This is a genomic window from Micromonospora sp. NPDC051924, from assembly GCF_055586005.1.
In genome coordinates this window covers 58,625-83,897 of record NZ_JBVJJA010000032.1, presented here as the reverse complement: position 1 = coordinate 83,897, position 25,273 = coordinate 58,625, and the positions used below count along the sequence as shown (strand labels likewise).

Annotated in this window: 21 protein-coding genes; 14 read left to right on the top strand and 7 right to left on the bottom strand. The window is 74.4% G+C overall.

Annotated features, from left to right (window positions below; translation table 11 throughout):
* Positions 1-176: 176 nt before the first annotated feature.
* Positions 177-3,224: a penicillin acylase family protein gene (locus tag ACZ6S5_RS23885; protein ID WP_466003838.1), complete on the top strand. Its 3,048-nt coding sequence runs from the start codon at positions 177-179 to the stop codon at positions 3,222-3,224.
* 91 nt (positions 3,225-3,315) lie between these two features.
* Here ACZ6S5_RS23885 and ACZ6S5_RS23880 read toward each other — a convergent pair whose 3' ends face one another.
* Positions 3,316-3,906: an NADPH-dependent FMN reductase gene (locus ACZ6S5_RS23880; RefSeq protein ID WP_466003834.1), complete on the bottom strand. Its 591-nt coding sequence runs from the start codon at positions 3,904-3,906 to the stop codon at positions 3,316-3,318.
* Between the two features lie 106 nt (positions 3,907-4,012).
* On the opposite strand from ACZ6S5_RS23880, the gene ACZ6S5_RS23875 reads away from it, so the two are divergent.
* From ACZ6S5_RS23875 to ACZ6S5_RS23820, 12 genes are all read left to right on the top strand, one after another.
* The gene (locus tag ACZ6S5_RS23875; protein WP_466003832.1) at positions 4,013-4,753 is read left to right on the top strand and encodes an ABC transporter permease; all 741 of its coding nucleotides are present in this window, start codon (positions 4,013-4,015) and stop codon (positions 4,751-4,753) included.
* Positions 4,754-4,801: 48 nt separating this feature from the next.
* A complete protein-coding gene (locus tag ACZ6S5_RS23870) occupies positions 4,802-6,931 on the top strand; it encodes an amylo-alpha-1,6-glucosidase (protein ID WP_466003831.1) in 2,130 nt (709 codons plus the stop codon).
* A gap of 70 nt (positions 6,932-7,001) precedes the next feature.
* Positions 7,002-7,505 carry a DUF2231 domain-containing protein gene (locus ACZ6S5_RS23865; protein ID WP_466003829.1) on the top strand — a complete coding sequence of 168 codons (504 nt, stop codon included), beginning with the start codon at positions 7,002-7,004 and terminating at the stop codon, positions 7,503-7,505.
* A gap of 32 nt (positions 7,506-7,537) precedes the next feature.
* Entirely contained in the window at positions 7,538-8,458 is a 921-nt protein-coding gene (locus tag ACZ6S5_RS23860) for an NADP-dependent oxidoreductase (RefSeq protein WP_466003827.1), read from the top strand.
* 63 nt (positions 8,459-8,521) lie between these two features.
* On the top strand, positions 8,522-10,036 hold the full coding sequence (locus ACZ6S5_RS23855; RefSeq protein ID WP_466003826.1) for a GMC family oxidoreductase: 1,515 nt from the start codon (positions 8,522-8,524) through the stop codon (positions 10,034-10,036).
* Positions 10,037-10,092: 56 nt separating this feature from the next.
* On the top strand, positions 10,093-11,280 hold the full coding sequence (gene dinB, locus ACZ6S5_RS23850; RefSeq protein WP_466003825.1) for a DNA polymerase IV: 1,188 nt from the start codon (positions 10,093-10,095) through the stop codon (positions 11,278-11,280).
* A 12-nt stretch (positions 11,281-11,292) separates the two neighbouring features.
* Complete coding sequence (locus tag ACZ6S5_RS23845) at positions 11,293-11,688, top strand: VOC family protein (protein ID WP_466003823.1); 396 nt, start codon at positions 11,293-11,295, stop codon at positions 11,686-11,688.
* A 43-nt stretch (positions 11,689-11,731) separates the two neighbouring features.
* On the top strand, positions 11,732-12,541 hold the full coding sequence (locus tag ACZ6S5_RS23840; protein WP_466003821.1) for a TIGR02452 family protein: 810 nt from the start codon (positions 11,732-11,734) through the stop codon (positions 12,539-12,541).
* Positions 12,542-12,623: 82 nt separating this feature from the next.
* Complete coding sequence (locus ACZ6S5_RS23835) at positions 12,624-13,553, top strand: hypothetical protein (RefSeq protein WP_466003820.1); 930 nt, start codon at positions 12,624-12,626, stop codon at positions 13,551-13,553.
* A complete protein-coding gene (locus ACZ6S5_RS23830) occupies positions 13,550-14,005 on the top strand; it encodes an ABA4-like family protein (protein WP_466003818.1) in 456 nt (151 codons plus the stop codon). The genes ACZ6S5_RS23835 and ACZ6S5_RS23830 overlap by 4 nt, the downstream gene beginning before the upstream one ends.
* 4 nt (positions 14,006-14,009) lie before the next feature.
* On the top strand, positions 14,010-15,242 hold the full coding sequence (locus tag ACZ6S5_RS23825; protein WP_466003816.1) for a sensor histidine kinase: 1,233 nt from the start codon (positions 14,010-14,012) through the stop codon (positions 15,240-15,242).
* Positions 15,239-15,865 carry a response regulator transcription factor gene (locus ACZ6S5_RS23820; RefSeq protein ID WP_466003814.1) on the top strand — a complete coding sequence of 209 codons (627 nt, stop codon included), beginning with the start codon at positions 15,239-15,241 and terminating at the stop codon, positions 15,863-15,865. Before ACZ6S5_RS23825 ends, ACZ6S5_RS23820 begins: the two co-directional genes overlap by 4 nt.
* 68 nt (positions 15,866-15,933) lie before the next feature.
* Here ACZ6S5_RS23820 and ACZ6S5_RS23815 read toward each other — a convergent pair whose 3' ends face one another.
* From ACZ6S5_RS23815 to ACZ6S5_RS23790, 6 genes are all read right to left on the bottom strand, one after another.
* Positions 15,934-16,647, bottom strand: coding sequence for an RraA family protein (locus ACZ6S5_RS23815; RefSeq protein ID WP_466003812.1), 714 nt, complete (start codon positions 16,645-16,647; stop codon positions 15,934-15,936).
* Between the two features lie 117 nt (positions 16,648-16,764).
* On the bottom strand, positions 16,765-18,885 hold the full coding sequence (locus tag ACZ6S5_RS23810) for an Hsp70 family protein (protein ID WP_466003810.1): 2,121 nt from the start codon (positions 18,883-18,885) through the stop codon (positions 16,765-16,767).
* Entirely contained in the window at positions 18,878-20,785 is a 1,908-nt protein-coding gene (locus ACZ6S5_RS23805; protein ID WP_466003808.1) for a dynamin family protein, read from the bottom strand. Before ACZ6S5_RS23805 ends, ACZ6S5_RS23810 begins: the two co-directional genes overlap by 8 nt.
* Before the next feature lie 11 nt (positions 20,786-20,796).
* Positions 20,797-22,284, bottom strand: coding sequence for a GTPase (locus ACZ6S5_RS23800; protein WP_466003807.1), 1,488 nt, complete (start codon positions 22,282-22,284; stop codon positions 20,797-20,799).
* Positions 22,285-22,434: 150 nt separating this feature from the next.
* Positions 22,435-23,820, bottom strand: coding sequence for an FUSC family protein (locus ACZ6S5_RS23795; protein ID WP_466003806.1), 1,386 nt, complete (start codon positions 23,818-23,820; stop codon positions 22,435-22,437).
* Positions 23,821-24,017: 197 nt separating this feature from the next.
* Positions 24,018-24,770, bottom strand: coding sequence for a dienelactone hydrolase family protein (locus tag ACZ6S5_RS23790; RefSeq protein ID WP_466003805.1), 753 nt, complete (start codon positions 24,768-24,770; stop codon positions 24,018-24,020).
* A gap of 125 nt (positions 24,771-24,895) precedes the next feature.
* On the opposite strand from ACZ6S5_RS23790, the gene ACZ6S5_RS23785 reads away from it, so the two are divergent.
* Complete coding sequence (locus ACZ6S5_RS23785) at positions 24,896-25,222, top strand: hypothetical protein (protein WP_466003803.1); 327 nt, start codon at positions 24,896-24,898, stop codon at positions 25,220-25,222.
* Positions 25,223-25,273: the final 51 nt, after the last annotated feature.

Sequence of the window (25,273 nt, the reverse complement as noted above, 5' to 3'; positions counted from 1 at the left end):
GACGCGCCACCGGAGCGCCCAGCCCACCACCCCCCCCCCCTCCCCCTCCCCCCCCCCCCTCCCCCCCCCCCCCCCCCCCCCCCCCCCCCCCCCCCCCCCCCCCCCCCCCCCCCCCCCCCCCCCCCCCCCCCACCACCTTCGCCCCCAACGACTACTGCCTCGGCCAGTGCGCCGACATCCTGCCGCCGGGCGAGAACGGCAACGCCACCCTTACCGCGATCCTGGCCCACCAGGCCTTCGGCACCCGGCCCGCCCACTCCAGCGACCAGCTCGACGAGTACGCCAACCTGGTCTACAACTACGCCGGGCTCACCGACGAACAGATCGCCAGGTTCTACAACGACGCCTCGTTCGGCGTACCCGACGCGCAGGTGGAGAGCCGGATCCAGCCCCGCTCCGACGTGACCATCGTGCGCGACTCCGCCACCGGCGTACCGCACATCACCGGCACCACCCGCTCCGGCACCATGTACGGCGCCGGCTTCGCCGGCCCCCAGGACCGGCTCTGGGTGATGGACCTGCTCCGGCACGCCGGACGCGGCACCCTCACCTCGTTCGCCGGTGGCGCCCCCGGCAACCGCGACCTGGAGCAGAGCATCTGGGCCAACTCCCCCTACACCGAGGCCGACCTCCAGACCCAGGTCGACGCGCTGCGCCAGAAGGGCACCCGGGGTCAGCAGCTCTACACTGACGTCACCGACTACATCGCCGGCGTCAACGCCTACATCGACCAGTGCGTCGCCGCCGACAACTGCCCCGGCGAGTACAACCTCACCAGCAACGGCAGCCCGAAGCACTTCACCATGACCGATCTGATCGCCACCGCCGGCGTCGTCGGCGGCCTCTTCGGTGGTGGCGGCGGCTCCGAGATCCAGTCCGCGTTGGTCCGGGTCGCCGCCCGGGCCAAGTACGGCGCCACCGCCGGCGACCAGGTCTGGCAGGCGTTCCGGGAGCAGAACGACCCGGAGACCGTGCTGACCCTGCACGACGGACAGAGCTTCCCGTACGGCACCGCCACCGACAACGCGCCCAGCGTGGCCCTGCCGGACGCCGGCACGGTCAACGCCGAGCCGCTGGTCTACAACCGGACCGGCTCCGCCGGCACCTCCGCCACCCTGACGAGCACCAGCACGACGACCGACGGCCTGCTCAGCGGACTCGCCGGGGTGAAGGCACATGGCATGTCCAACGCCGTGGTGATCTCCGGACGGAACACCACCAGCGGCAACCCGATCGCCGTGTTCGGCCCGCAGACCGGGTACTTCGCCCCGCAACTGCTGATGCTGCAGGAGTTGCAGGGTCCGGGCGTCAGCGCCCGCGGCGCCGCCTTCGCCGGCCTCAACCTCTACGTCCTGCTCGGCCGCGGCCAGGACTACGCCTGGAGCGCCACCTCCGCCAGCCAGGACCTCACCGACACGTACGCGGTGCCACTGTGCACCACCGACGGCAGCGCCCCGACCCTCCAGTCGAACCGCTACCTCTACCACGGCCAGTGCCTGGCCATGGAGGTCATCGAGCACACCAACTCCTGGTCGCCCACCCTGGCCGACTCCACCCCGTCCGGCTCGTACACCCTGCGCGCGCTGCGCACGAAGTACGGCCTCGTCTCCTACCGGGGCCTGGTGAACGGGCAGCCGGTCGCCTTCACCAAGCTGCGCTCGACGTACCGGCACGAGGCCGACTCGGCGATCGGCTTCCAGGCGTACAACGACCCGGCGGCGATGGGCTCCGCGGCGGCGTTCCAGCAGTCCGCCGCCACCGTCGGGTACGCCTTCAACTGGTTCTACGTCAACTCCACCGAGGCGGCCTACTACAACTCCGGAGCCAACCCGGCCCGCCCGTCCGGCACCGACCCGAACCTGCCCACCCGGGCCGACGCGGCGTACGAGTGGCAGGGCTGGAACCCGGACACGAACACCGCCACCTACACCCCGACCAGCGCCCACCCGCAGTCGGTCAACCAGGACTACTACGTCAGCTGGAACAACAAGCAGGCGAAGGACTACGGCGCCGCCGACGGCAACTTCAGCTACGGCGCGGTGCACCGCGGCGACCTGCTCGACGGCCGGGTGCGGGCGGCGCTCGCCCGGGGCAAGCTCGACCGGGCCGCGGTCGTCCGGATCATGGCGGACGCGGCCGTCACCGACCTGCGCGGCGAGCAGGTGCTGGGCAACCTCCTGCGGGTGCTGACCAGCCAGGCGGTCACCGACCCGACCCTGGCCGACGCGGTGAGCAAGCTCCAGGCCTGGCAGCAGGCCGGCGCCCGCCGGGTGGAGACCGGCGCCGGGTCGAAGGTCTACCAGCACGCCGACGCCATCCGGATCTTCGACGCGTGGTGGCCGCTGTTGGCCGCCGCGCAGTTCCGGCCCGGCCTCGGCGGCGACCTCTACGGCGCCCTGGTCGACGCCATCGAAGTTAACGAGGCGCCGTCCGGCGGGCAGAACGGCGGCCGCGACGGAACCGCCGTCTGGGCGCTGCAGGGCCAGCCGCACAAGGGCTCGTCCTTCCAGTACGGCTGGTGGGGTTACGTCGACAAGGACATCCGCGCCGTGCTCGGTGACCCGGTGGCCGGCGGCCTCGGCCGCACGTACTGCGGCGACGGCAGCCTGAGCGCCTGCCGGCAGGCGCTGCTCGACGCGCTCGGCCAGGCGGCCGCGCTGCCGGCCACCACGGTCTACCCCGGCGACTCGCACTGCGGGGCCGGCGACCAGTGGTGTGCCGACACGATCGCCCAGTCCGGGCTGGGCGGCATCAGCCACCCGCTGATCGCCTGGCAGAACCGCCCCACCTATCAGCAGGTCGTCTCCTTCCCGGCGCGCCGGGGCGACGACGTCACCAACCTGGCCCAGGGGCGGACCGCGACCGCGTCGAGCACCCAGTTCCTCACCAGCTACACCCCGGACAAGGCGGTCGACGGCAGCCTGAGCAGCCGGTGGGGCAGCAGCTACAACGACAACCAGTGGATCCGGGTCGACCTCGGCACCGCCCGGACCGTCGGGCGGGCCGTGCTGCGCTGGGAGTCGGCGTACGGCAGCGCGTACCGGATCGAGGTCTCCGGCGACGGCAGCACGTGGCAGACCGTGTTCAGCACCACGGTCGGCAACGGCGGCGTGGACAACGTGACCTTCACCCCGGTCACCGCCCGCTACGTGCGGATGTACGGGGTCAAACGGGCCACCTCGTACGGCTTCTCGCTCTACGAGTTCGAGGCGTACGCCAGGTGACGAGGGCGCCGGACGGGGGCGTCGGGACGCCGTTCCGACACCCCCGTCGGCGCCCGACCACGCCCTCGCGACACCCGCAGTCCGGTGCGCGTCAGGTGGCGGACTGCGGTGTTGCCATCGTCGTGCCGGCCCGGAGATTTGCCAACGCGCCGCTCCAGGCCGCCAGTTGGTCGAGCATCGTGTTCACCGCGTCCACCTGATGTGCGCCGGGCTTGAAGACGCTGAAGTTCTCGAAGTCGGTGAAGAGCGAGAGGGCCACCTGCGCGCGGACGTCCGCCATCTGCAACTCGGCCACCACCAGGCGCAGGTGCTCCACCGCCCGGGTACCACCGACGCTGCCGTAACTGACGAACCCCGCCGCCTTGTTGTTCCACTCCGCGTAGAGGAAGTCGATGGCGTTCTTCAATGCCCCGGAGGTGGAGTGGTTGTACTCCGGCGTGACGAAGACGTATCCGTCGTACGAAGCGATCTTCTCGGCCCACCGCAGGGTGTGCGGTTGGGTGTACTGCCCGAGCGACGGGGGCGTCATCTCGTCGAGATGCGGCAGGTTGAAATCCTTGATGTCGACGAGTTCGTACACGGCGTCGTCGCGCCTGGAGGCGATGTCGTGGACCCAGCGGGCCACCGTCTCCCCGTTGCGGCCGGGGCGGGTGCTGCCGATGATGATGCCGATTCTGGTCATTGCCGGCCTTCCTTCCGTGCTCTGCGGTCTGCGGAGCCGTCGGCGGATACCCCGGCGGCGCGGCTTCCAACGGGCACCCGGCTGCCATGACGAATACGATCATCGGGTGAACGGCGGCACCGTACCGATCGGCCCGACCCTGGTCGTCGCCCTCACCGCGCTCACCCTGGCCGGCGCGGTGGTGCTGCGGTTCAGCGGGCTGGGCCGCGCACGGACCGTCCTGACCGCGGCGGCCCGCGCCACCGTTCAACTCGGCGCCGTGTCCCTGGTCATCGTGGCGGTACTGCGCGCCTGGTGGAGCACCGCGCTGTTCGTCCTGCTCATGTACGTCGTCGCCAGCGTCACCGCGCACCGGCGGATCGGCCCGGCCGGGCCACGTCGGGTCGCCCCGCTCGCCATCGCCGCCGGGGTGGCGCCGAGCCTCGGCGTACTTCTGGCCAGCCGGGCGTTGCCGGCGACGCCGCTGGTGGTGCTGCCGACGGCGGGCATCCTGATCGGCGGGGCGATGACCGCGACCAGCCTCGCCGGCCGGCGTACCCTCGACGAGCTGCGCACCCGGCACGGCGAGTACGAGGCCGGTCTGGCCTTGGGGCTGCTCCCCCGCGACGCCGCGCTGGAGATCTGCCGGCCCGCCGCCGGGCAGGCCCTCGTCCCGGCGCTGGACCAGACCCGGACGGTCGGCCTGGTGACCCTGCCGGGGGCGTTCGTCGGTGTCCTGCTCGGCGGTGCCGGCCCGATCCGCGCCGGCGCCACCCAGCTGCTCATTCTGCTGACCCTGCTCGCCGTGGAGGCGGCGGCGATCGCCGTGGTGGTCGAGCTGATCGTCCGGGACCGGGCCGCCGACTGACGGGCGCTCCCGGGTGTACCGGGACGGCGAAGGGGTACAGGCCGCCCGATGACCAGGGTCCACAACCTGCGCGTCCGGCCCGACCTGCTCTACGTGGCGAGCGGGTGGAGCACCCTGGTCACCGACGTGCGCGGCCGGATCGGCGGCATCGACCCGCAGGGCTTCTTCGCCCGCAACACCCGGGTGCTCAGCCGGGAGCGGGTCACCGTCGACGGCCGGGAGCCGGTCCCGTTCGCCAGCGCGAACGTGCAGGGCCACGCCCAGCTGTCGTACGCGGAGCTGGGCGACGGGGAGGAGCTGCCGTCGCGGGCGGCGTACCTGCTGACCGAGCGGTTCGTCGGCCCGGGGCTGCGCACCCGGCTCACCGTGGTCAGCTACGCCGCCCGCCCGCTGCGGTACCGGCTGGAGATCCGCCTCGCGGCGGACTTCGCCGACACCAGCGAGGCGGAGACGGGCCGCCGGTTGCAGACCGGCGAGGTCGGCGCGGGGTGGGACCCGGCGGCGGGCGAGTTGCGCCTGACCTACCTGCGCGACGACCTCGACCGGGCGGTCGCGGTCCGGATCCGGGCCGACACCCCCGTGACGTACGACGACGGCGCGTTCCGGGTTGAGCTGGCGGTGCCGCCGCGCGGCAGCGCGCGGGTGGAGCTGCTGGTCGAACCGGTCTTCGACGGGGCGCGGCTGGCCGCTCCCCCGGCGGCGTTCACCGAGCCGGACGACCCCGCCGCCCGGGCCCGGGCCCGGCTGGCCGCGGAGCTGACCCGGTTGAGCAGCAGCAACTTCGACGTGACGGCGGCGTGGCGGTGCGCTGTGGACGACCTGGCCGTGCTGCCGCTGGGCGAGCCGGCCGGCCCGGCGGCGCCGATCGCCGGGCTGCCCATCTATCAGGAGATCTTCGGCCGGGACACGATGACCTCGTCCTGGCAGGCGCTGCTGGCTGGGCCGACCATGCTGGCCGACAGCCTGCGGCTCAACGCGCAGCACCTCGGACGGCGGCTGGATGACTGGCGGGACGAGGAGCCGGGCAAGCCGCTGCACGAGGCGCGGCAGGGGCCGGTCTCGCTGCTAAGGCTGAACCCGTTCGACGGCTACTACGGCGACTGGTCGACCGCCCCGGACTTCCTGGTCTTCCTCGGGCAGTACCTGGCCTGGACCGGGGACCTGGACCTCGTGCGGGAGCTGCTGCCCACCGCCCGGCGGGCGCTCGGCTGGATCGAGCGGTACGGCGACCCGGACGGCGACGGCTTCCTGGAGTACCACTGCCGGTCGCGGGGCGGACTGAAGAACCAGGGCTGGAAGGACTCCGACACGGCGATCGTCGACGAGGACGGGCAGGTCGTGCCCAACCCGATCGCCACCAGCGAGCTGCAGGCCTACTGGTACGCGGCCCTGCGGCACGCCGCGGCGGTGTTCACCCTGACCGGTCACCCCGCCCGGGGTGCGGCCCTGCTGGCCCGGGCGCGGGCGCTGCGCCGCCGGTTCCACCGGGCGTACTGGCTGCCCGAGCGGGGCTGCTACGCAATGGCGCTCGGGCCGGACAAGCGGCCGGTGCGCTCGACCAACTCCAACGACGGGCACCTGCTGACCACCGGGATCGTGCCGGCCCGGGCCGCCGTACGGGTGGCCGAGCGGCTGCTCGCGCCAGACATGTTCAGCGGGTGGGGGGTGCGGACGTTGTCTGCCGAGCATCCGGCGTACAACCCATTCAGCTACCACCGGGGCAGTGTCTGGCCGGTGGAGGCCGGCACCATCGGCCTGGGCCTGGCCCGGTACGGCTGCTGGCCGCACCTGCACCGGCTGGCCGAGGGGATGTTCGCCGCGGCGGCGCTGTTCGAGGAGCACCGGCTGCCCGAGGTGCTCAGCGGGCTGCCCCGCGACCCGGCCCACCCGCACCCGGGGGTCTATCCGAATTCGTGCTCCCCGCAGGCCTGGTCGGCCAGCGCGGTAGTCGCGCTGGTCCAGGCGCTGCTGGCGCTGCGGCCGGCCGCGCCGCTGCGGACGATCTTCATCGACCCGCACCTGCCCGACTGGCTGCCGGACCTGCGGCTGGAGGGCGTCCGGGTGGGCAGCGCGACCGTCGACCTGACGGTCCGGCGGCGGCGCGGCGGGCGGACCTCGGTGAGCGTGCGCGGTGACCGGCTGGCGGTGATCCGCCGGGCTCCGCGGCAGGCGATCTGAGGGTGCAGGTGTAGTCCGTCTGCGGCGGGGAACCCGGCCCCGGCCTGGGGCGGGAGACAGGAGGACCGGCATGGAGAGTCGCGCGAAGGCGATGGGGCACGGAATCCACCCCATCCTGATCGTGTTCCCGTTGGGACTGTTGGCCACCGCGGTGATCTTCGACATCCTGTACCTGGTCACCGACCGGACAGGGTTCCAGATCTCCGCCGCGTACACGATGGGCGCGGGCATCATCGGCGGCCTGGTCGCCGGGTTGTTCGGCCTGATCGACTGGAGTGCCATCCCGGCCCGCACCCGCGCCAAGCGGGTCGGCGCGGCGCACGGCATCGGCAACGTCGTGGTGCTGCTGCTGTTCGCGGTGAGCTGGCTGCTGCGCCGGGCCGCCGACAACTGGGACCCGAACGCGCTGGCGCTGATCTGCAGTTTCGCCGGGATCATCCTGGCCGGGGTGACCGGCTGGCTCGGCGGTGAGCTGGTCGAGCGGCTCGGGGTGAGCGTGAGCGACGAGGCGGGCGTGAACGCGCCCAACTCGCTGCGCCGGTCCGCCGGCCGGCCCCGCGCCCGCGGCGTCTGACGGCGCGCGGCGGCGGGAAGGAGAGGGAGCCCATGTGGGCGATCACGCTCGACGCGGAGGGTGCCGCCCCGGCGCTGCGCGACGACCTGGCCCGGCCCAGCCCCGGTCCCGGCGAGGTGCTGGTCCGGGTGCGGGCGTCCTCGATCAACGGCTTCGACCGGAAGGCCGCCGCCGGGATGATGCGCGGCGCGATGGAGTACCGGTTCCCGGTCGTGCTCGGCAAGGACTTCGCCGGCGAGGTCGAGGCGATCGGCGGGAACACCAGCCCGTTCCGCGTCGGGGATCCGGTGTTCGGGGTGGTGATGCGCTCCTACCTGGGCGACGGGGCGTGGTCGGAGTACCTGACGGCCGGCGACGGGTACGCGATCACCCGGCTCCCGCCGGGGCTCGACCCGCCGGCCGCGGGCGCGCTCGGGCTGGCCGGCACCACCGCGCTGGACGCGCTGGCCGCCGTCGCCCCCGGCCCGGGGGACACCGTGCTCATCGCCGGCGCCACCGGCGGGGTCGGCGCGTTCGCCGTCCAGTACGCCCGGGCGGCCGGGGCCCGGGTGATCGCAACCGCCCGGCCCGGCGCCGCCACCGACTTCGTCCGGGACCTGGGCGCCGACGAGGTGGTGGACTACACCGGCGACCTGGCCGCCCAGGTCCGGACGGTCGCCCCGGACGGCGTGTCCGCGGTGGTGCACCTGGCCGGTGACGGGGCGCGACTCGCCGGGCTGCTCGCGGCGGACGGCCGGCTGGCGTCCACCATCGGCTTCGGCCCGGAGCAGCACCCGGCCGCGACGTCCGTCATGGGCAGCCCGACCAGGGAGACCCTGGACCGGCTCGCCGGTGACGTCGTGGCCGGGCGGGTCCGGGTGCCGGTCAGCCGGCGGTACGACCTGGCCGAGGTGCCCCGGGCGCTCGCCGACTTCAGCGGCGCGCTCGGCAAGCTGGCCGTCACGGTGCCCTGACGACCCGAAATGGTCCACCGTCCGGCCTGCACCGGGTGATCGCCGGCGGTAGCGTCACGATGCGTGACTGACGGGTCCGGGTCGTACGACGTGATCGTGGCGGGCGGCGGCACCGCCGGCTGCGTGTGCGCGGCCCGGCTCAGCGAGGACGGCGGTCGTCGCGTACTGCTGCTGGAGGCGGGGCCGGACTACCCGACGGTGCCGGACCTCCCGGCAGACGTCGCGGACGCGGCCGGACCGACCATCGACCACGACTGGGGTTTCGTGTCGGAGCCCGACGAGCTGGGGCGGGTGATCCCGCTGCCGCGTGCGCGGTTGGTGGGTGGCTGTTCGGCGACCAATGCCTGCTTCGCGCTGCGCGGCTGGCCCGCGGACTACGACGGGTGGGCGGCCCGGGGCAATGCCGGCTGGTCGTTCCGGGAGTTGCTGCCGCAGTTCCGGGCCGTCGAGGCCGACGGTGACGTCGGCGGGGCGTGGCACGGGCAGACCGGTCCCGTCCCGATCCGCCGGCCGAAGGACCTGTCGCCCCTGCAACGGGCGTTCCTCGACGCCGCCGTCGCCGTCGGTCATCCCCTGATCGAGGACCACAACCGGCCGGGCGCGATCGGCGTCGGCGCGGCGCCCCGCAACGTCCGCGGCGCGCTTCGGATGAGCACGGCGCTGACCCATCTGGCGGCGGCACGGGACCGACCCAACCTGACCGTCCGACCGGGTGCCGTGGTCGACCGGGTGGAGCTGGCCGGGTCCGCGGTGCGCGGGGTCCGGCTCGCCGGCGGCGAGCTCATCGAAGCGGAGACGGTCGTCGTGACAGCCGGTTCGTACGGCAGCCCGGCCGTCCTCCTGCGCTCCGGCATCGGTCCGGCCGCTCACCTGCGTGCGCTCGGCATCCCGGTGGCGGTCGACCTCGCCGGCGTCGGCGAGAACCTCGTCGACCACCCGCTGGTCGCCGTGGACCTGCCGGCACCGGCGGACGATGCGGGGCCCGGCTTCCAGGTGATGCTCACGCTGCGCTCGATCCGCGCGTCGCCCGACGGCCCACCGGACCTGCACCTGTTCGCGGTCGGGCCGTTCGAGGACAGTGGCAGCCCCAGCGGCCGGGTGTTCGGCGTCGTCGCCGGACTGGTGGCGGTGCGGTCGCGCGGGTCGGTACGCCTGCGGTCCGCGGACCCGGCCGACCCGCCGCGGATCGACGTCGGCCACCTGCGGCACCCCGAGGACCTGGCGCGGATGGTCGAGGCGGTCCGGCACGCCCGCCGCCTCAGTCGTACGCCGCCGCTGGCCCGGTTCGTGCGGGGGGTTGAGCTGGCGCCCGGTGGCGCGGTCGAGGACGGAGACGCCGTCGGGCTGGTTAGGGCGATCAGGAGCCGGGTCGGCTCGTACCATCACCCGGTCGGCACCTGCGCGATGGGGCCCGACCCGGGTCGGGGCGCGGTGGTCGACGCGTGCGGCGCGGTGCACGGCCTTCGGGGCCTGTGGGTGGCCGACGCCTCCGTGATGCCGACCATCCCGTCGGCGAACACCCAGCTGTCCACGATCGTGGTGGCCGAGCGGATCGCGGCCCGGCTGACCCCGGGCTGAGCGACCGTCGGGCAGGTCAAGGCCCATTTCTCGAACAACTGTGCGAAGATGTGCCGGTGTCGAGCGACGCGACCATCCTGCACGCCGACCTGGACGCGTTCTACGCCTCCGTCGAGCAGCGCGACGACCCGCGGCTGCGCGGCCGGCCGGTGATCGTCGGCGGCGGCGTGGTCCTCGCCGCCAGCTACGAGGCGAAGGCGCGCGGGGTGCGCAGCGCGATGGGGGGCCGGCAGGCGCGCCGGCTCTGCCCGGACGCGGTGGTGGTGCCACCGCGGATGGCCGCGTACACGGCGGCGAGCCGGGCGGTGTTCGAGATCTTCCGGCAGACCACGCCGCTGGTCGAGGGGCTCTCCATCGACGAGGCGTTCCTCGACGTGGGTGGGCTGCGCCGCCTGGTCGGGCCGCCCGCCGACATCGCGGCGACGCTGCGCCGGGAGGTACGCGCACACGTCGGCCTGCCGATCACCGTGGGCGTGGCGCGGACGAAGTTCCTCGCCAAGGTGGCCAGCGGGGTGGCCAAGCCGGACGGGCTGCTGGTGGTCGCGCCGGAACGGGAGCTGGCGTTCCTGCACCCGCTGCCGGTGGAACGGCTGTGGGGCGTCGGCCCGGTGACCGCGGCGAAGCTGCGGGAGCGGGGCATCCGGACGGTGGGGCAGGTGGCCCGGCTGGACGAGCCGACCCTGGTGTCGCTGCTCGGGCCGGGGGCGGGCCGGCACCTGCACGCGCTGGCGCACAACCGCGATCCGCGCGCGGTGCAGGTCGGGCGGCGGCGCTCCTCGATGGGCGCCCAGCACGCCCTCGGCGGCGGGCCGCACTCCCCCGCCGAGCTGGACGCCGTGCTGGCCGGGCTGGTCGACCGGGTCACCGGGCGGATGCGGGCGGCCCGCCGCACCGGGCGCACCGTGACGCTGCGGCTGCGGTTCGGCGACTACGCCCGGGCCACCCGCGCGCACACCCTCGGCAAGCCGACCGCGCAGACCGCTCCGCTGCTGGGCGCGGCGCGGGTGCTGCTGCGGGCGGCGTTGCCGGAGATCGAGGACCGGGGCGTCACGCTGCTCGGGGTGTCGGTGGGCAACCTGGACGAGGGGCACGTGCAGTTGACGCTGCCGTTCACCGGCGACCCCGGGGTGGAGCTGGACGCCGCCGTCGACGCGGTCCGTGACCGGTTCGGCTCGGCGGCGCTGACCCGGGCGGTGCTGCTCGGCCGCGATTCAGGGCTGGAGATGCCGCGCCTGCCGGACTGATACGGTCCGACGATGTCGATGTTCCGGACCCCGCAGGTGATCCTGTTCAGCGAGGACGTGACCCGGGCCGCCGCCTTCTACAGCGGGCTCGGCTTCACCGAGGTCTTCCGGGTGCCCACCGAGGGCGAGCCGATCCACGTCGACCTGGTCCTGGACGACTACCGGATCGGGATCGCGTCGGTGGCGTCCACCCGGGACGACCACGGGCTGGACCCGGTGCCGTCCGGGCAGCGGGCGGCGGTCATCCTGTGGACCGACGACACCGCCGCCGCGTACGAGAAGCTGATTGCCGGCGGTGCGCCGGCCGTCGCGGCCCCGCACGTCTGGCTGGACCGGCTGCTCATCGCCTGGACTGCCGACCCGGACGGCAACCCGATCCAGCTCGTGCAGCACCTGGCCGCCGAATAACGGGTCGCCCCAGGCCCGACCGCCGCCGGACAATCGGCCCGTCATGAGCACCCGACTGCGGGCGATCGCCCGCCACACCCTGGACATCCTCGACGCCGGCGCGTACGTCAACGGCCGGGGCGAGACCGTGCTGCTGGCCCAAGCGGTCCGCGCCGCGGTGGCCGGCACCCGCCTGCACCTGCCCGACGAGCCGCTGGACACCCCGCCGGTCGGCGGGCCACCGGCCCGGATCGAGGTGACCGGCGAGAGCACCCTGTTGGCCGCCCGCCGGCTCGCTGCCGACGGGGAGGTCGCCGCGCTGGTCTTCGCCTCGGCGAAGAACCCGGGTGGCGGCTTCCGCACCGGGGCACAGGCGCAGGAGGAGAGCGTCGCCCGGGCCTCCGCGCTCTATCCCTGTCTGACCGCTGTGCCCGAGTTCTACGAGTTCCACCGGCAGCAGGGGGACCTGCTCTACAGCGACCGGGTGATCCACTCGCCGCGGGTGCCGGTGTTCCGCGACGACAAGGGACGGCTGCTCGACGCCGCCCACCAGGTGTCCTTCCTGACCGCCGCCGCGCCCAACCTCGGGGCGGTGCGACGCAACCAGCCCGCCGACGTCGACCGGGTGGCGCCGGCGTTGCGGGCCCGGGCCCGCCGGGTGCTCGCCGTCGCGGCCGCGTACGGGCACCGGCGGCTGGTGCTCGGTGCGTGGGGCTGCGGGGTGTTCCGCAACGACCCGGCGACCGTCGCGGAGGCGTTCGACCTCGCCCTGGCCGACGCGGCGGGCTGGTTCGACCAGGTCACCTTCGCGGTCCTCGACAAGAACGGCGGCCCCACGTACACGGCGTTCGCGGCCCGTCTCCTCCCTGGGTAGGAGGCGGCGTTCCGACCGGCGGCCGCAACCGGGGCCTCGGGTCGGGCGCGATCGGGGTGATCGGTCACGAGCATCTACAGGCATGACTGCTACCTCCACTTTGCGCCGGGCGGCCCACTGGCACCGCCCCCTGATGCTCTTCGTCGCCGCGATGGCGGTGCTCGCCGTCGTCGCCGCTGTCGGTGTGTTCACCGACCCGCGCGTGCTCACCGGTGTGCCGATCTGGCTCAAGCCGTTGAAGTTCGCCATCTCCTTCGTGCTGTACGGCACCACCCTGGCCTGGATGCTCTCCCTGCTGCCCCGGCGCAGCCGGCTCGCGGAGCGGGCGGCCACGGTGGTCGTCGCCATGTCGGTGGTGGAGATGGTGATCATCGTCGGGCAGGTGTTGCGCGGCACGACCAGCCACTTCAACGAGACGACCCCGCTGAACGCCGCCCTGTGGCAGGTGATGGGGGCGGCGGTGATGGTGCTGTTCACCGGCCACCTCGTGCTCGGCATCGCGGTGCTGCGCCAGCGGATCGCCGACCGGACCGCCCGGCACGCGGTCGGGTGGGGGCTCGGCCTGACGCTGCTCGGCATGGCGGCGGCGATCCCGATGGTGGCCGCCGCGGACACCGGGATCGAGGGCGTCGCCGGGGCGCACAGCGTCGGCGTGGCGGACGGCGGTCCGGGTCTGCCCCTGGTCGGCTGGAGCACCACCGGCGGGGACCTGCGGATCGGGCACTTCGTGGGGCTGCACGCCCTGCAGGCGCTGCCGATCCTGGCGATCCTGCTGAACCGGTGGGGCGTCCGGCTGGACGAGGCGACCCGGGTGCGGCTGCTGGTCGTCGCGGGCGCCGCGTACGGTGCGCTCACCGTGCTGTTCACCTGGCAGGCGCTGCGCGGGCAGCCGCTGCTGCGGCCCGACGCGCTCACCCTGACCGTGGCGTCGCTCCTGCTCGTCGGCACCGCGGCCGCCGCCGGCCTGGTGCTGGCCCGACGGCGCCGAGCGGAAATGGCGCTGGCGGCATGACCGGCACGCTGTTCGGCCTGACGTTCGCCCTGGCGGCGCCGTTCTGGGCCCTGATGATCCTGGCGCCCCGCTGGTCGGTGACCGCCAGGATCGTCGGCTCGCCGCTGATCGTGGTCCCGGTCCTGGCGATCTACGCGCTGCTGGTGCTCCCGGCGCTCGGCGAGGTGCTGCCGGCGGTGATCTCGCCGACCCTGGACGGCGTCCGGGCGCTGCTCGGCACGCCGGACGGCGCGGCGGCGGCCTGGGCGCACATGGTGGGGTTCGACCTGTTCGTCGGCCGCTGGATCTGGCTCGACGGCCGGGAGCGGGCCGTGCCGGCGCTGGTCCTGGCTCCGGTGCTGCTGCTGACGATCCTGCTCGGGCCGCTCGGGCTGGCCGTCCACCTGGGAGTGCGGGTCCGGTGGGCGCCCGTGGTGGCGGCACCTGCCGCCGCGCCGCAACCCCTAGGCTAAGGCCGTGGGCTGGATGGGGCGGCTGTTCGACGCGCGGGACACCCTCGCCCGGATGCTGCTGCTCGACCTCAGTGGCGTGGGCTATCTGGTCTTCGGCCACCAGGACGGCCGGTCGCCGACGGTGACGCAGTTGATTCTGGCCGGACTCGCCTTCACTCTCGTGCTGCTGCTGCACCGGCGGCCGCTGCTCAACCTGCTCGGCCAGGCCGCGCTGCTGGGGATCGCCTTCTGGCTGATCGATGACACGACGATCAACCAGGTGGGCGCCGGCTACGCGTTGCTGGAGCTGGCCATGTGGGCCCGGCGGCCACGCACCATCTGGCTGGCCGCCGGCCTGCTGGCCGCCGTCGACCTGACCGACTCGATCGGCGACCCGCTGGGCCGGGTCGCCTCCGGATTCTTCGGGTTGACCGTCGATGTGGGCCTGCCGTTGCTGCTCGGCCTGGTCATCCGGACCACCCGGGAGCTGGGCCGGCAGGCCGCCGAGCGGGCGGAGGCGGAGCGGCGCCGGGCCGAGTCGGAGAGCCGGGCCGCGCGCGCCGACGAGCGCAGCGCCATCGCTCGCGAGCTGCACGACGTGGTCGCGCACCACGTGGCGTCGATGGTGCTGCGGGTCGGCGTGGCCCGGCACGTGCTCACGGATCTGGATCCACGGGTAAGTGCGGTGTTCGACGACGTGCACGCCACCGGGAGCGCGGCCCTGACGGACCTGCGCCGGCTGGTCGCGGTGCTGCGCGACCCCGACGGGGTACGCGGGGACGCGGCGCTGACCGCGATCGAGCCGTCCGCGCTGCCGGCCGCGCTGGACGCCGCGGTGGACCGGGCCCGGCAGGCTGGCGTCACTGTGGAGGCTGACGTCGACGCGGCGGCCGGCGCGCTCGACGCGGTACGCGGCATGGCGGTGTTGCGGCTGACCCAGGAGGCGCTGACCAACGTCGCAAAGCACGCCGGCACCTCGGCGCGGGCCCGGCTGGCGGTGTCCGTGGTCGACGGGGCGGTCCACTGGGAGGTCTCGGACAACGGCCGCGGGGTGCCGGCGGCGGTGCCGTCCGGCGGGGGCCACGGCATCATCGGCATGCGGGAGCGGGTCGAGGTGCTCGGCGGCGTACTCGAGGCCGGGCCGACCGGCGCGGGCTGGCGGGTCCGCACGGTCCTGCCGGCCGCGGTCGCCGCGGAGTCGCCGGCCGCTCCGGCGCCGGGCCAACGGGCGGCGACGGCCGCCCCGGAGCCGGCATGATCCGGGTCCTGCTGGTCGACGACCAGCACCTCATCCGCGCGGGCCTGCGCATGCTCTGCGACGCCCAGCCCGACATCGAGGTGGTCGGCGAGGCCGACAACGGGCGGGACGCGATCTCGCTGGCCGCCCGGCTACTGCCCGACGTGGTGGTGATGGACCTGCGGATGCCCGGCGTCGACGGGATCACCGCCACCAGTCGCATCCTGGCCGACCGTCCCGCCACCCGGGTGCTGGTGCTCACCACGTTCGGCGACGACGACCACCTCTACCCGGCGCTGACCGCGGGCGCCTGCGGCTTCCTGCTCAAGGACGCGCCGCCCGCCGACCTCCTCGACGGCATCCGCCGGGCCGCCGGCGGCGACAGCCCGTTCAGCCAGGAGGTGCTGCGCCGCCTGGTCCAGCGGGCGGTGCACGCCCGCGCCGAGACGCCCCGCCCGGTCGACGGCCTCACCGCCCGGGAACAGGACGTGCTGAACCTGGTCGCCGAGGGACTGTCCAACACGGAGATCGCCGAGCGGCTGCACATCGGCGTCACCACGGTGAAGACCCACATCACCAGCCTGATGACCAAGACCGACAGCTCCAACCGGGTACGGCTGGCCCTGTACGCCCGGGGGGCCTGAACCGTCCGGAAGGAGGCGGCGCCCGTGCCGATCCTTGACGACATCCGCCGGCAGGCGACGCCGGCTGACTACTCCTCGATCGCGCCGCCGACGGCGCGCAGGTGCTCGCGGAAGGTCAGCGCCGGGTTCTCCGCCCGGCCGGCCAGGTACGCGCCGAACCCGACCTGCGCGCGCAGCGGCTCGCCGGCCCGGATCCGGTCGGCCTGCCGCCGCTCGGTGTCCCGGATCGACTCGGCCAGGTCGAACAGCTCCCCCGCCCGGTCAACCGGCACGAACAGCACCCCGTCCTCGTCGGCCAGGGCGACGTCGGTGGGATTCACCGTCCACGCGCCGACCCGCGCGGACGCCAGCGCCTCGGCGGGTCGGGGATCGAGGCGCTGCGGCCCGGTTGGAGTGGCCCCGAGGCTGAACACCGGCAGGCCGACCGCCCGGATGTCCACGGTGTCGCGGTGCAGCCCCCAGACCACCAGGCCGGCCAGGCCGGCGGCGCGCGCCTCCAGCACCACCAGGTCGCCGACGCAGGCCTCGTCGGTGCGCCCGCCGTTGTCCACCACCAGCACGTCGCCGGGCGCGGCCCGGTCGATGGCCTCGAGGAAGATGTCCACGCTGCCGACGTGCCGGGTGGGCAGCACCCGCCCGGCCATCCGCCCGCCGGGCAACACCGGGCGGACCTCGGCGGGGGCGCAGCGCACCGCGACGCCCGCCCGCAGGCAGGCGTCGGCGACGTGGGCGGTGGTGAGGGCGGCGAACCGCTGGGTCAGCTTGTCCGGGTCCGTGGTCATGGCCCGACGCTAATCAGCCGGGCCGGCCGTGGGAGGGGCCAGTTTCCGGTCCGTGGCCTGCTGGGGCGGGCTCTGGTGCGGCGCGGCACCGGCCCACCGTCGGGCGGACGAGGGCCCTCAGGCCGTGACGCCGGCGGCCTCGGCGGCGCGCTCGAGCAGCGGCAGATAGAGCTCACGGTCGGCACGGTCGAGCAGGCGCCGCAACCGGGTGTCCAGGTCACCGCCGTCGACCACGGCCAGCGTGGTCGACACCGCCGGCCGCCCGGTGGTCGGGTCGCCCGAGCCGGTGTTCGTGAGCGATCTGCGCGCCCGGGCCACGTACGCCTCCGACCCCGCGTCCACGTCCCCGGCCAGGAAGCAGTGGACGTTGATCGCGCGCTCGGCGTACCGGGCGGCGATGTGCCGGATGTCCCGCGGCGCGGAGGGAGGCCTGCCGAGATAGGCGGCCACGGCCGACCGGATGCTCTCGGGCTCCGGCAGCCTTCCCGGTTTCGTCGCCCCGAGCAGCAGCGTTCGGCCCATGACGACGGCGAAGTCGAACGGGCCCTCCGCCGGTGCGAAGCCCCGGGCCGCAGCGAACTCCTGGACCAGACGACTCACGAACGGGGGCAGGGCGGAGGCGCCGATCTCCTTGTCCCGTTGCACCTTCTCGGCGATCGTCCGCCGTCCGTCGGCCCACGTCCTGATCGTCCGGGCGGTGCCGATCGGATCGGCGAGTTCGAAGACCGCGGCACCGAGCAGTACGACGGCCAGGATGCCCCCGGCCGTGCCGACGAACGGTGTCCAGCCCACCACCGCGTCGGTGAAGATGGCCCGGTACGCGCAGAACAACAGGGTCACCAGATGGATCCCGCCGACCGCGCAGGCCAGACCGACGGTCGTCGCCGCCAGCGGGTAGCGGCGCAGTCCGTAACCGGCGACGAGGAAGACCAGCATGAGCGCGCCGGTGGCGAGCGACGCCCACATCCCGAGGTCGTGCCAGCGCGTCAGGGTGAACCAACCGCCGGTGGTCGCCCACATCAGCCACGACACCAGCGCGAACGAGAAGGGTCCCGGGGCGACCGCCGGTGGGGTCAGTCGGCCCGTCACCGGTACGCGGTCCGCCTCGCGGGCGGCGGCCGCACGCCGCTCGTGGTCGAGCGCCCGGTGCTCGTGCGCCGCCTGGCGCGCCGCGCCCCGCGCCACCAGCAGTTCGGGCTCCTGCGGCGGGTCGACCGGATGACCGGACGCCGCCGCGACCGCCTGCGCGACCGGCGGCAGATTCGATCCGCCACCGGCGAGCACGACGACGTCCACGTCGCCCCAGGTCAGGTCGTGCCGGGCAAGCAGTCCGTCGCAGGTCGCCACGGTGGCGTCGACGCTGAGCCGGATCGCCTCCTGGAAGCCGTCGCGGTCCACCTCGAAGGTGAACCCCGGCTGCACGAGCGTCACGTAGGTGCGCACGCGCGGCTTGGTGCTGAGCAGGATCTTGACGCTTTCGGCGAGTGCCTGCAGGCCGGCGATGCGGTGCCGCTGATCGGCGTCGGGCGACGGGGCGTCGAGCAGTTCGCGGGCGGCCGGTGAGCAGGCCGCCATGGCGGCGAGGAGCTCGTGATCGAACAGGGCGGCACCGAGGTCGGCCCGGGTGGCCGGCTGCCCCACCGGGATCAACCGGCCGGCCCCGGTGCGGCGTACCAGGCTGCAGCCGAAGGTGGCGCCGCCGAGGTGGTAGACGAGCAGGTGCTGCGGCTTGTGGCCGGTCAGCCGCTCGGCGGCGGTCGAAGCCGCCGCGACGGGCCGGTCGATCAGCACCAGCCGCAGCGGGTCGAACCCGCCACTGGCGGCGGCCTCGAGGATCGCCCGACGCCGGCCGTCGCCCCAGTCGGACGGCACCGCGAGAGCCACCCGCGCCACCGCGCCCGGGACCGTCGCTTCCGCGGCAAGCCGCAGCTCGCGCAGCAACTGCGACATGAGCAGCCCGGGATCGGCCGGGAGCTCGCCGAGCCAGATCTGCTCATCCTGCCCGAACGCCCGGTTGAGTCCGCGGCGGTAGCGCGAGGGATCGTGGCGCAGCTCCCGCTGGGCGGACCAGCCGGCCAGGTAGCTGCCGTCGTCGGTGACGGCCACCGCCGACGGGATCACCTGCGCCGCCAGCAGGTCGAGGGAGGCCCGGTGGCGACCGACGGCCACCACGCAGTTCCAGTCGCCGATGTCGATCCCGTATACCAGGTCGGCAGCTTCTTCCGTGTGGTCACTCATCGCCGACGGCTCCCGTCGTGGTCCCGGATCCCGCTTCCACCGTGGACAGCCGCCGGCCGATCTCGTGCAGCCGGGCGGCGTACCCGGCGATGACGTCGCGCTGCCGCCGCAGCTCGGCGGCGCGGGCGGCCCGGTGGTCGGCGTCGGCCCGCGCCGCCTCCCGCGCCCGGTGTCGGGCCTGCTCGATGGTGGACAGCTGGGCCTGGTTGAGCGTCCGCATCTGCAGCTTCAGGTGCTGGAGCAGGTCCTGCTGGGTGCTCTCGATCCGGGCGGCGGTGTCGCCGCGGTGGTCCTGCAGCCGGGTGATCAGCTCGTCGGCGTACGTGCGCAGCGCCCGGGCCCGGGCCTTGGCGTTGGTCTGCCGCACGTGGTCGAGGAGACCACCGAAGAAGCCGACGACATGGCCGATCAGCCCGCCGATCGTCGTGCCGAGCGCCGCCCCGGGACCGGTGAACAGCCCACCGACCAGCCCTCCCAGTGCGGCCAGCGGCGCCCCCAGTGCGAGCGCCCCCTGTCCACCGCCGGTGACGGCGGGCGTGAACTCCACCCGCTGCCGGGTGGGCCGGGGCGGACTCGGCAGCTGCAGCGGGTCGTCGGCGCTGAGGTCGAGCACCCGCAGCGGTTGAGCGGTCCGGCGTTCCCACTCGGCGGCGACGGTGAGTGCGCTACGGCGCAGTTGCGCGAACGCCGTGGGCCCGGCCTCCGCGACGGTGCGCGCGAGTTCGGCGAGGGCCTCTGGCGTCACCGGTTCGGCGTCCTCCGCCGCGGCCTCGCGGACCTCCCGCAGCACCCGGTCGACGCTGTCGCGGAACCCTTGCTCGATCCCGCGGACACGGGCGGAGAAGTCCTGTTCGAGCCGGCCGCGGTCGGCCAGTTCGGACCCGACGGCGAGCGCGGCCCGCTCGTTCTCGTCGAGTTCCGCGAGGACCGCCGCGAGCGCGTCCGGGCCGCCGAGCGCGGCGAGCTCGCTGGCGATCGGCGCGGTGGCGTCCTCGGTGAGGCGGGTCAGCATGGCGACCGCCGCTCGCAGCCGGTGGGCCGCGGCCTGCGTCAGCAGGGTCGTCCAGATCTCGTTCTCCAGCGCGGGCAGGCCGGAGGCGGCCAGGCGCTGCTGGTCGCCCGCCCGCATGGCGTACCACGCCTCGGTCGACGAGACCGGCAGGACGTTGATCCCCTGGGGAGGCCGCCCCAGATGCGACGCCAGGCGCGTACGCGTCGCCTCGACCCGCCGGCCGATGTCGAGCGTACGGTCGGCCATCGCCAGCGCGAAGATGGCCGCCGGATTCTCGGCCACCGCGCGTCTGGCGAATTCGAGTTCGCTGACCGTGGCTGGTTGCACCGCCGACAGCACCACGACCGTGGCGTCGGCGTTCGGCAGAAAGCCCAGGGTGATCGTCGAGTGGACTTCGTCGACGCCGCCGAGACCCGGGGTGTCCACCAGGACGACGCCGGAGGCCAGCCGATCGTGCGGCAGCTCCACGTCGACCTGGCTCACCCGCCACGCCTGCGTGCCCTCGGCCGCCGAGACGTAGCGGGCGAGGTCGTCGAAGGGCACCTCGGTCTCCTCGACCGTGCCATCCTTGGTCGCCGTGCGGACGACCGCCCGGGGTGCCGGCCCCCACCGGAGGGTCATCACGGTGGCGGTGGTCAGCTCCTGCCCGGTCGGGAACAGCTGCTGCCGGCCGACGATCGCGTTGAGCAGGCTCGACTTGCCGCGTTTGAACTCCCCGCACACCACGACCTGGTAGGCCTGGCTGCGCACCGAGGCGGCGACCGCGCGTACCGCCTCGGCGGCGTCGGGCCCCACCTGGTCCTGCGCGAGGCCGGCGACGTCGTCGGTCAGGGCGAGCACCGATTCCCGCAGCGCGGCCAGTGTCCGCTCTGCCTCACGACCCTGCATGGCGGCCTTTCTCAGTCGACATTGTCCAGCAATGACGTGGCTTCGCTGATTCGAGCGATCAGCCGTTCGTAGGCACGGACGACCGTCGGCCCGAGCGCCGGCAGGGCCATCTCGCGCCGGCTCCAGTGCCGCTGCCGCTCGAACGCCCTGCGCCTCAGCTCCCGGACCCCCGTGTTCACCGGCAGTCCCAGGCGCTCCATGCAGGTCGCGCCGCACGCGCCGGTGAGTTCGGCGAGCTGCGCGATCTCCGCCGCGGTCAGCCGGTGCTCGTGCCGGTGGATCAGTCCGACCAGGGTCAGCTCGTCCAGCCCGAGGCTGGTGGCCCGCAGCCGTTCGATCCGCCGGTCCACCTCGACCACCTGCGTGGGCATCGCCGCGCCACCGAGCTGCCGCCGGGTACGTCCGTCCGCGAGGACCCTCTCCAGCGACCGCAGGTGCTGTTCGAGCTTGAGGTAGGTGCCACGCCGGACGAAGTGGTCGAGGATGGCCGTCCGCAGCCGCGCGACGCCGCTCTCCTCGTCGAGGTGCACCCGGAGCCCGTCCTCGTCTCCGGTCGGGTCCCGCAGGTAGTCGCAGGCCAACTGCACGCCCCACAGGCCGAGCCGCTCGACCAGCGCGCGCCGCTCCGTCGGGCCGGCCACCAGATCCGCCTCCACGAACCTGGCCTGGCTCTCCAGGTGGCCGGCGAGGGCGCGCGCGTCGCACCGCTTCGCCAGCCCGGCCAGCACCTCGAGCTGAGCGGTCGGGAGAGTCCACCCGCCCTCGGCGACGAGCGCGGCGACCGGCAGCACGGCGTAGAACAGCTCGTGATTGACCGGGTTGCGGTCGATCTGCCGGATGATCGCCCCGGCGTGGTCCCGCAGCGGATGGAAGCGGAGCGGATCCCGGGCCCCGCCGTGGTCGGGCCCGGGCGGCCAGGACAGGTCGCACGCGCTGATCACCGCCAACACCCTGGTCGGTAGGGGTTGCGTCCCGTCCCGGGCGAGCAGGCCGCGAAGGTAGCCGACGTCCGCCTGGTGCACGCTGCGGTGGAACAGATGCACCGCGCAGTCGGCGCGCAGGCCGGCATTGCCCTGCGTGTCGTTGACCGGACTGCCCAGCCCGGGGGTGTCGATCAGGCGCAGGTCGCTCGGGAGCGCGGCGGGGACCGTGGTGACGACGTGCGCGGGCGTCCGGCGTCGCGAACCACGGCGAGCCGGGGCACTCGCCGGCGTCTCCCCGGCCGGGGGTGACCCGGCGGCGAAGTGGAACTCGTGGAAGTCGGCGGTGACCTCGTCCACCCCGGTCTGCGCGATCGGCGCCCGGGTCAGCGCGTTGATGAGGGTGGACTTCCCGCGCTTGATCTGACCGGTGACGGCGAGGCGCATCGGCCGGTCGACAGCGTCGACGGCGTCGGCGAGCGCCGCCTGCACGGCTGCGGTCAGCGGGTCGGAGACCGGCGTCGCGGGCAGCAGCTGCGCCATCGCCCGAAGCTGATCGACGGCTGGCGGTGCGGCCATGCGCGGGCTCCTGTGTGGACCTTGGTGTCCGCACGAGTATCGGTGACCACTACGGAGCGCACAAGACCGCCGGCTGTCACCGATACGACAGCCGCCGGGTACGGACGACGCGGCGCGGCCCCGAATGTCCGGCCGTCCGGCGGTCGGCGCTCAGTCCGGGCGCACCGTCCGGCGGTCGGCTGGGCCGGCGTCGTACGACGATGGCGCGACGTTTCGTCCGGGACCGTGCGACGGTCGGAATTCCCCGTGCCGCCGGTCGTGGGTCCGCCGCATGATCCGGGTCCGGCGCCGCGCCCGCGGGGTGTGCCGCTCGGGCCGGACCATCTGTGCCCGCGCGGGCGGGCGCAGCTGCGCCTCCCCCGCGCCGGCCGCCCGCCGCACCGCCTGGTTGGCGTCCGTCGGCTCGCACCCGGTGGCCCGCATCAGCTCACTGTCGGCCGTCCGCAGGTCGGTGATGATCCCGTCGCCGTAGGAGCGGACGCCGCGGGCCCAGGCCCGGCCGGCCAGCTGGGCGCTCTCCTGCACAAGCCGGTGGGTGGCGGACATGTCGTCGCCGCCGGTGCGGCACTCCCGCTGCAGCTCGCGGACCGCCGCGCTGAGCCGGGCGACGGCGTCGGCCAGCTCAGCCGGCACCGGCTCGCCGTACTGCAGGGCGGTCGCCGAGCGCCGGGCCACCGACCGGGCGTAGAGGATCAGGCGCTCGAGGTGGTCGGTGGCGTTCGCGTACCGGTGGAACTGGGCGCGGCGCCGCCAGCGGGCCGGCGCGATGGTGACCACCTCCTCGGCGCCGCTGATCGCGTCGTTGAGCCGGCTCACGTCCGGGTCGAGCGCGCGCAGGTCGTCCAGGGCCCGGATCGCGGCGTCGGCGTCCCGGTAGGTCAGGGCGTGCGCGACCGCGTCGAGCCGCGCGGTGAGGCCGGCGAACACCGGCTCGGCCGCACGGTCCAGCACCCGCTGCGGGTTCACCGGCAGCAGCAGGGCCACCACGGCCAGGCCGACCACGCCGCCCACCAGGGCGTCGAAGATCCGGGGCAGCTCCAGGCCGGGTTGGACCGGGGCGAGGGTGGCGATCAGGACCGCCGTACCGCCGGCCTGGCCGACCAGGGCGCCGCCGCGGCCGGCGACCAGCAGGGCGGTCGCGATGGCCAGGGCGACCACCACCCCGGTCTGCCACGTACCCGAGCCGAGCAGGAACCGCAGCAGGTCACCCACGACGATGCCGAGGCCGACGCCGATGAGCAGTTCGAAGGTGCGCCGGGCCCGCTGGCCGATGGCGGTGGCGATGGTGCCGACCGCGGCGGCGGGCGCGAAGACGTGCGCGCCCGGGCCGAGGACCCGCTGGGCGAGCAGTGCGGCGAGCCCGGCGGCGAGCCCGGACTGCACGGCGATCACGGCGGTGATCTCCAACTGGCGCAGCCGCAGCCGGCCGGCCTGACCACCCTGGCTGCGCGCCCGCGCCACCGCCCGGCCGCCCCGCCGGGCGGCCCGGTCCAGCGGCGAGCGGACGGTGTCGGCAATGTGGCGGTCGTCGGCCATGGCGGCGGTTACCCCGCGCGGGGCGGGTGAATCGTCCGGTTGTACTCATCCTGTGCCCCGACGTGCCCCGGACAGGGAGGCAGCTGGCGACGGCGGCCCGAGGAGCGCTCCACCGGACGAGCCGTGAAATAGGAGAGGGAGAGATCACGAGGTGCGCAGCGCGCCCATGATCGACGACGCGGGCCGGTCGCCGCGGGTCAGCGGCCGAAGGTGCGATCGAGCAGGTCGAACAGAGCGGCCCAGTGCCGCTCGGTGGCCTGCTCGTCGTACATCGGGGTGTCCGCCTGGGTGTAGCCGTGCCGCGCCCCGGCGTAGACCTCGGAGGTGTAGGTGACCCCGGCCGCGTCGAGGGCCTTCTCCAGGGTGGCGATCTGCTCGGCGGTCATCGACTGGTCCTGGTCGGCGTGGCCGAAGTACAGCTCCCCGGTGACCGCGCCGACGCCCAGGTGCGGGCTGTCCGAGGCGTCGGTGACCACCCGCCCGGCGTGGAAGGCGGCCGCCGCGGCGATCCGGTCCGGGTGCGCCTCGATCGCCCGCAGCGCGTTCGTGCCACCCATGCAGTAGCCGGTGATGGCGACCGGGCCGGGCGCGGCGTCCGGCTGCCCGGTCAGGAAGTCCAGGTAGGCGGCCGTGTCGCGGGCCACCACTTCGGGGGTCAGCGACCTGATCATCGGGGTGAGCTGCTGGAACAGCGCCCCGCGCTGCGCGTCGTCACCGAGCCCGGACAGGTCGACCAGCGGCGCGCGGCCGAACCGGTGGAACAGGTTGGGCACCAGCACCAGGTAGCCGCGGGCGGCGACGGTTTCGGCCATCTCCGCCATGCGGGGGCGCAGCCCGAACGCGTCCATGAACATCAGCACCCCCGGGAAGGGGCCGTCGCCGTCGGGCCGGACGAGGTAGGCGTCGGCCGCCCCGTCGCCGGTCGGCACGTCCACGGTCGTCGTCCGCACTCTGGCCCTCCTTGCGCTGCGCGTACCGCACCGCACGCTACTCCCGCCCGTGGCGGCCGGCACGTCGAGGCCTTCCCGTCGGCGCGGCGACCGGGCATGCTGGGTGGATGGGAGAGGTGCGACCGATGCCCAGCTTCGGTGACCTGTTCACCGACCTGCGCGGCGAGGACCGGACGATGCGGGTCAGCTACCACCCCGACCGCGGCGCGGTGGTGCTGTCACTGTGGAGCGGCACGATCTGCCGCGGCTCCTTCCGGATGCCGGTCGACGACGTGGACCGGCTCCTGGTCCTGCTCGGCGAGGTGCGGCAGGCCAGCCCACCGGCCGGCGACGACGGCACGGCCACCGCCGAGGGCACGGTGGAGGTCCCGTCGCCGTCGGTGGAGCGCACGGGCGACATCACGGGTACGGCGCACCGCGCGGCGATCCTGCCGACGCCCCGGGTCGCCTGAGCGCCCTCCACAATCGAGCCGAAGAGGGGCAGACACCCTCGATTCCGCGAA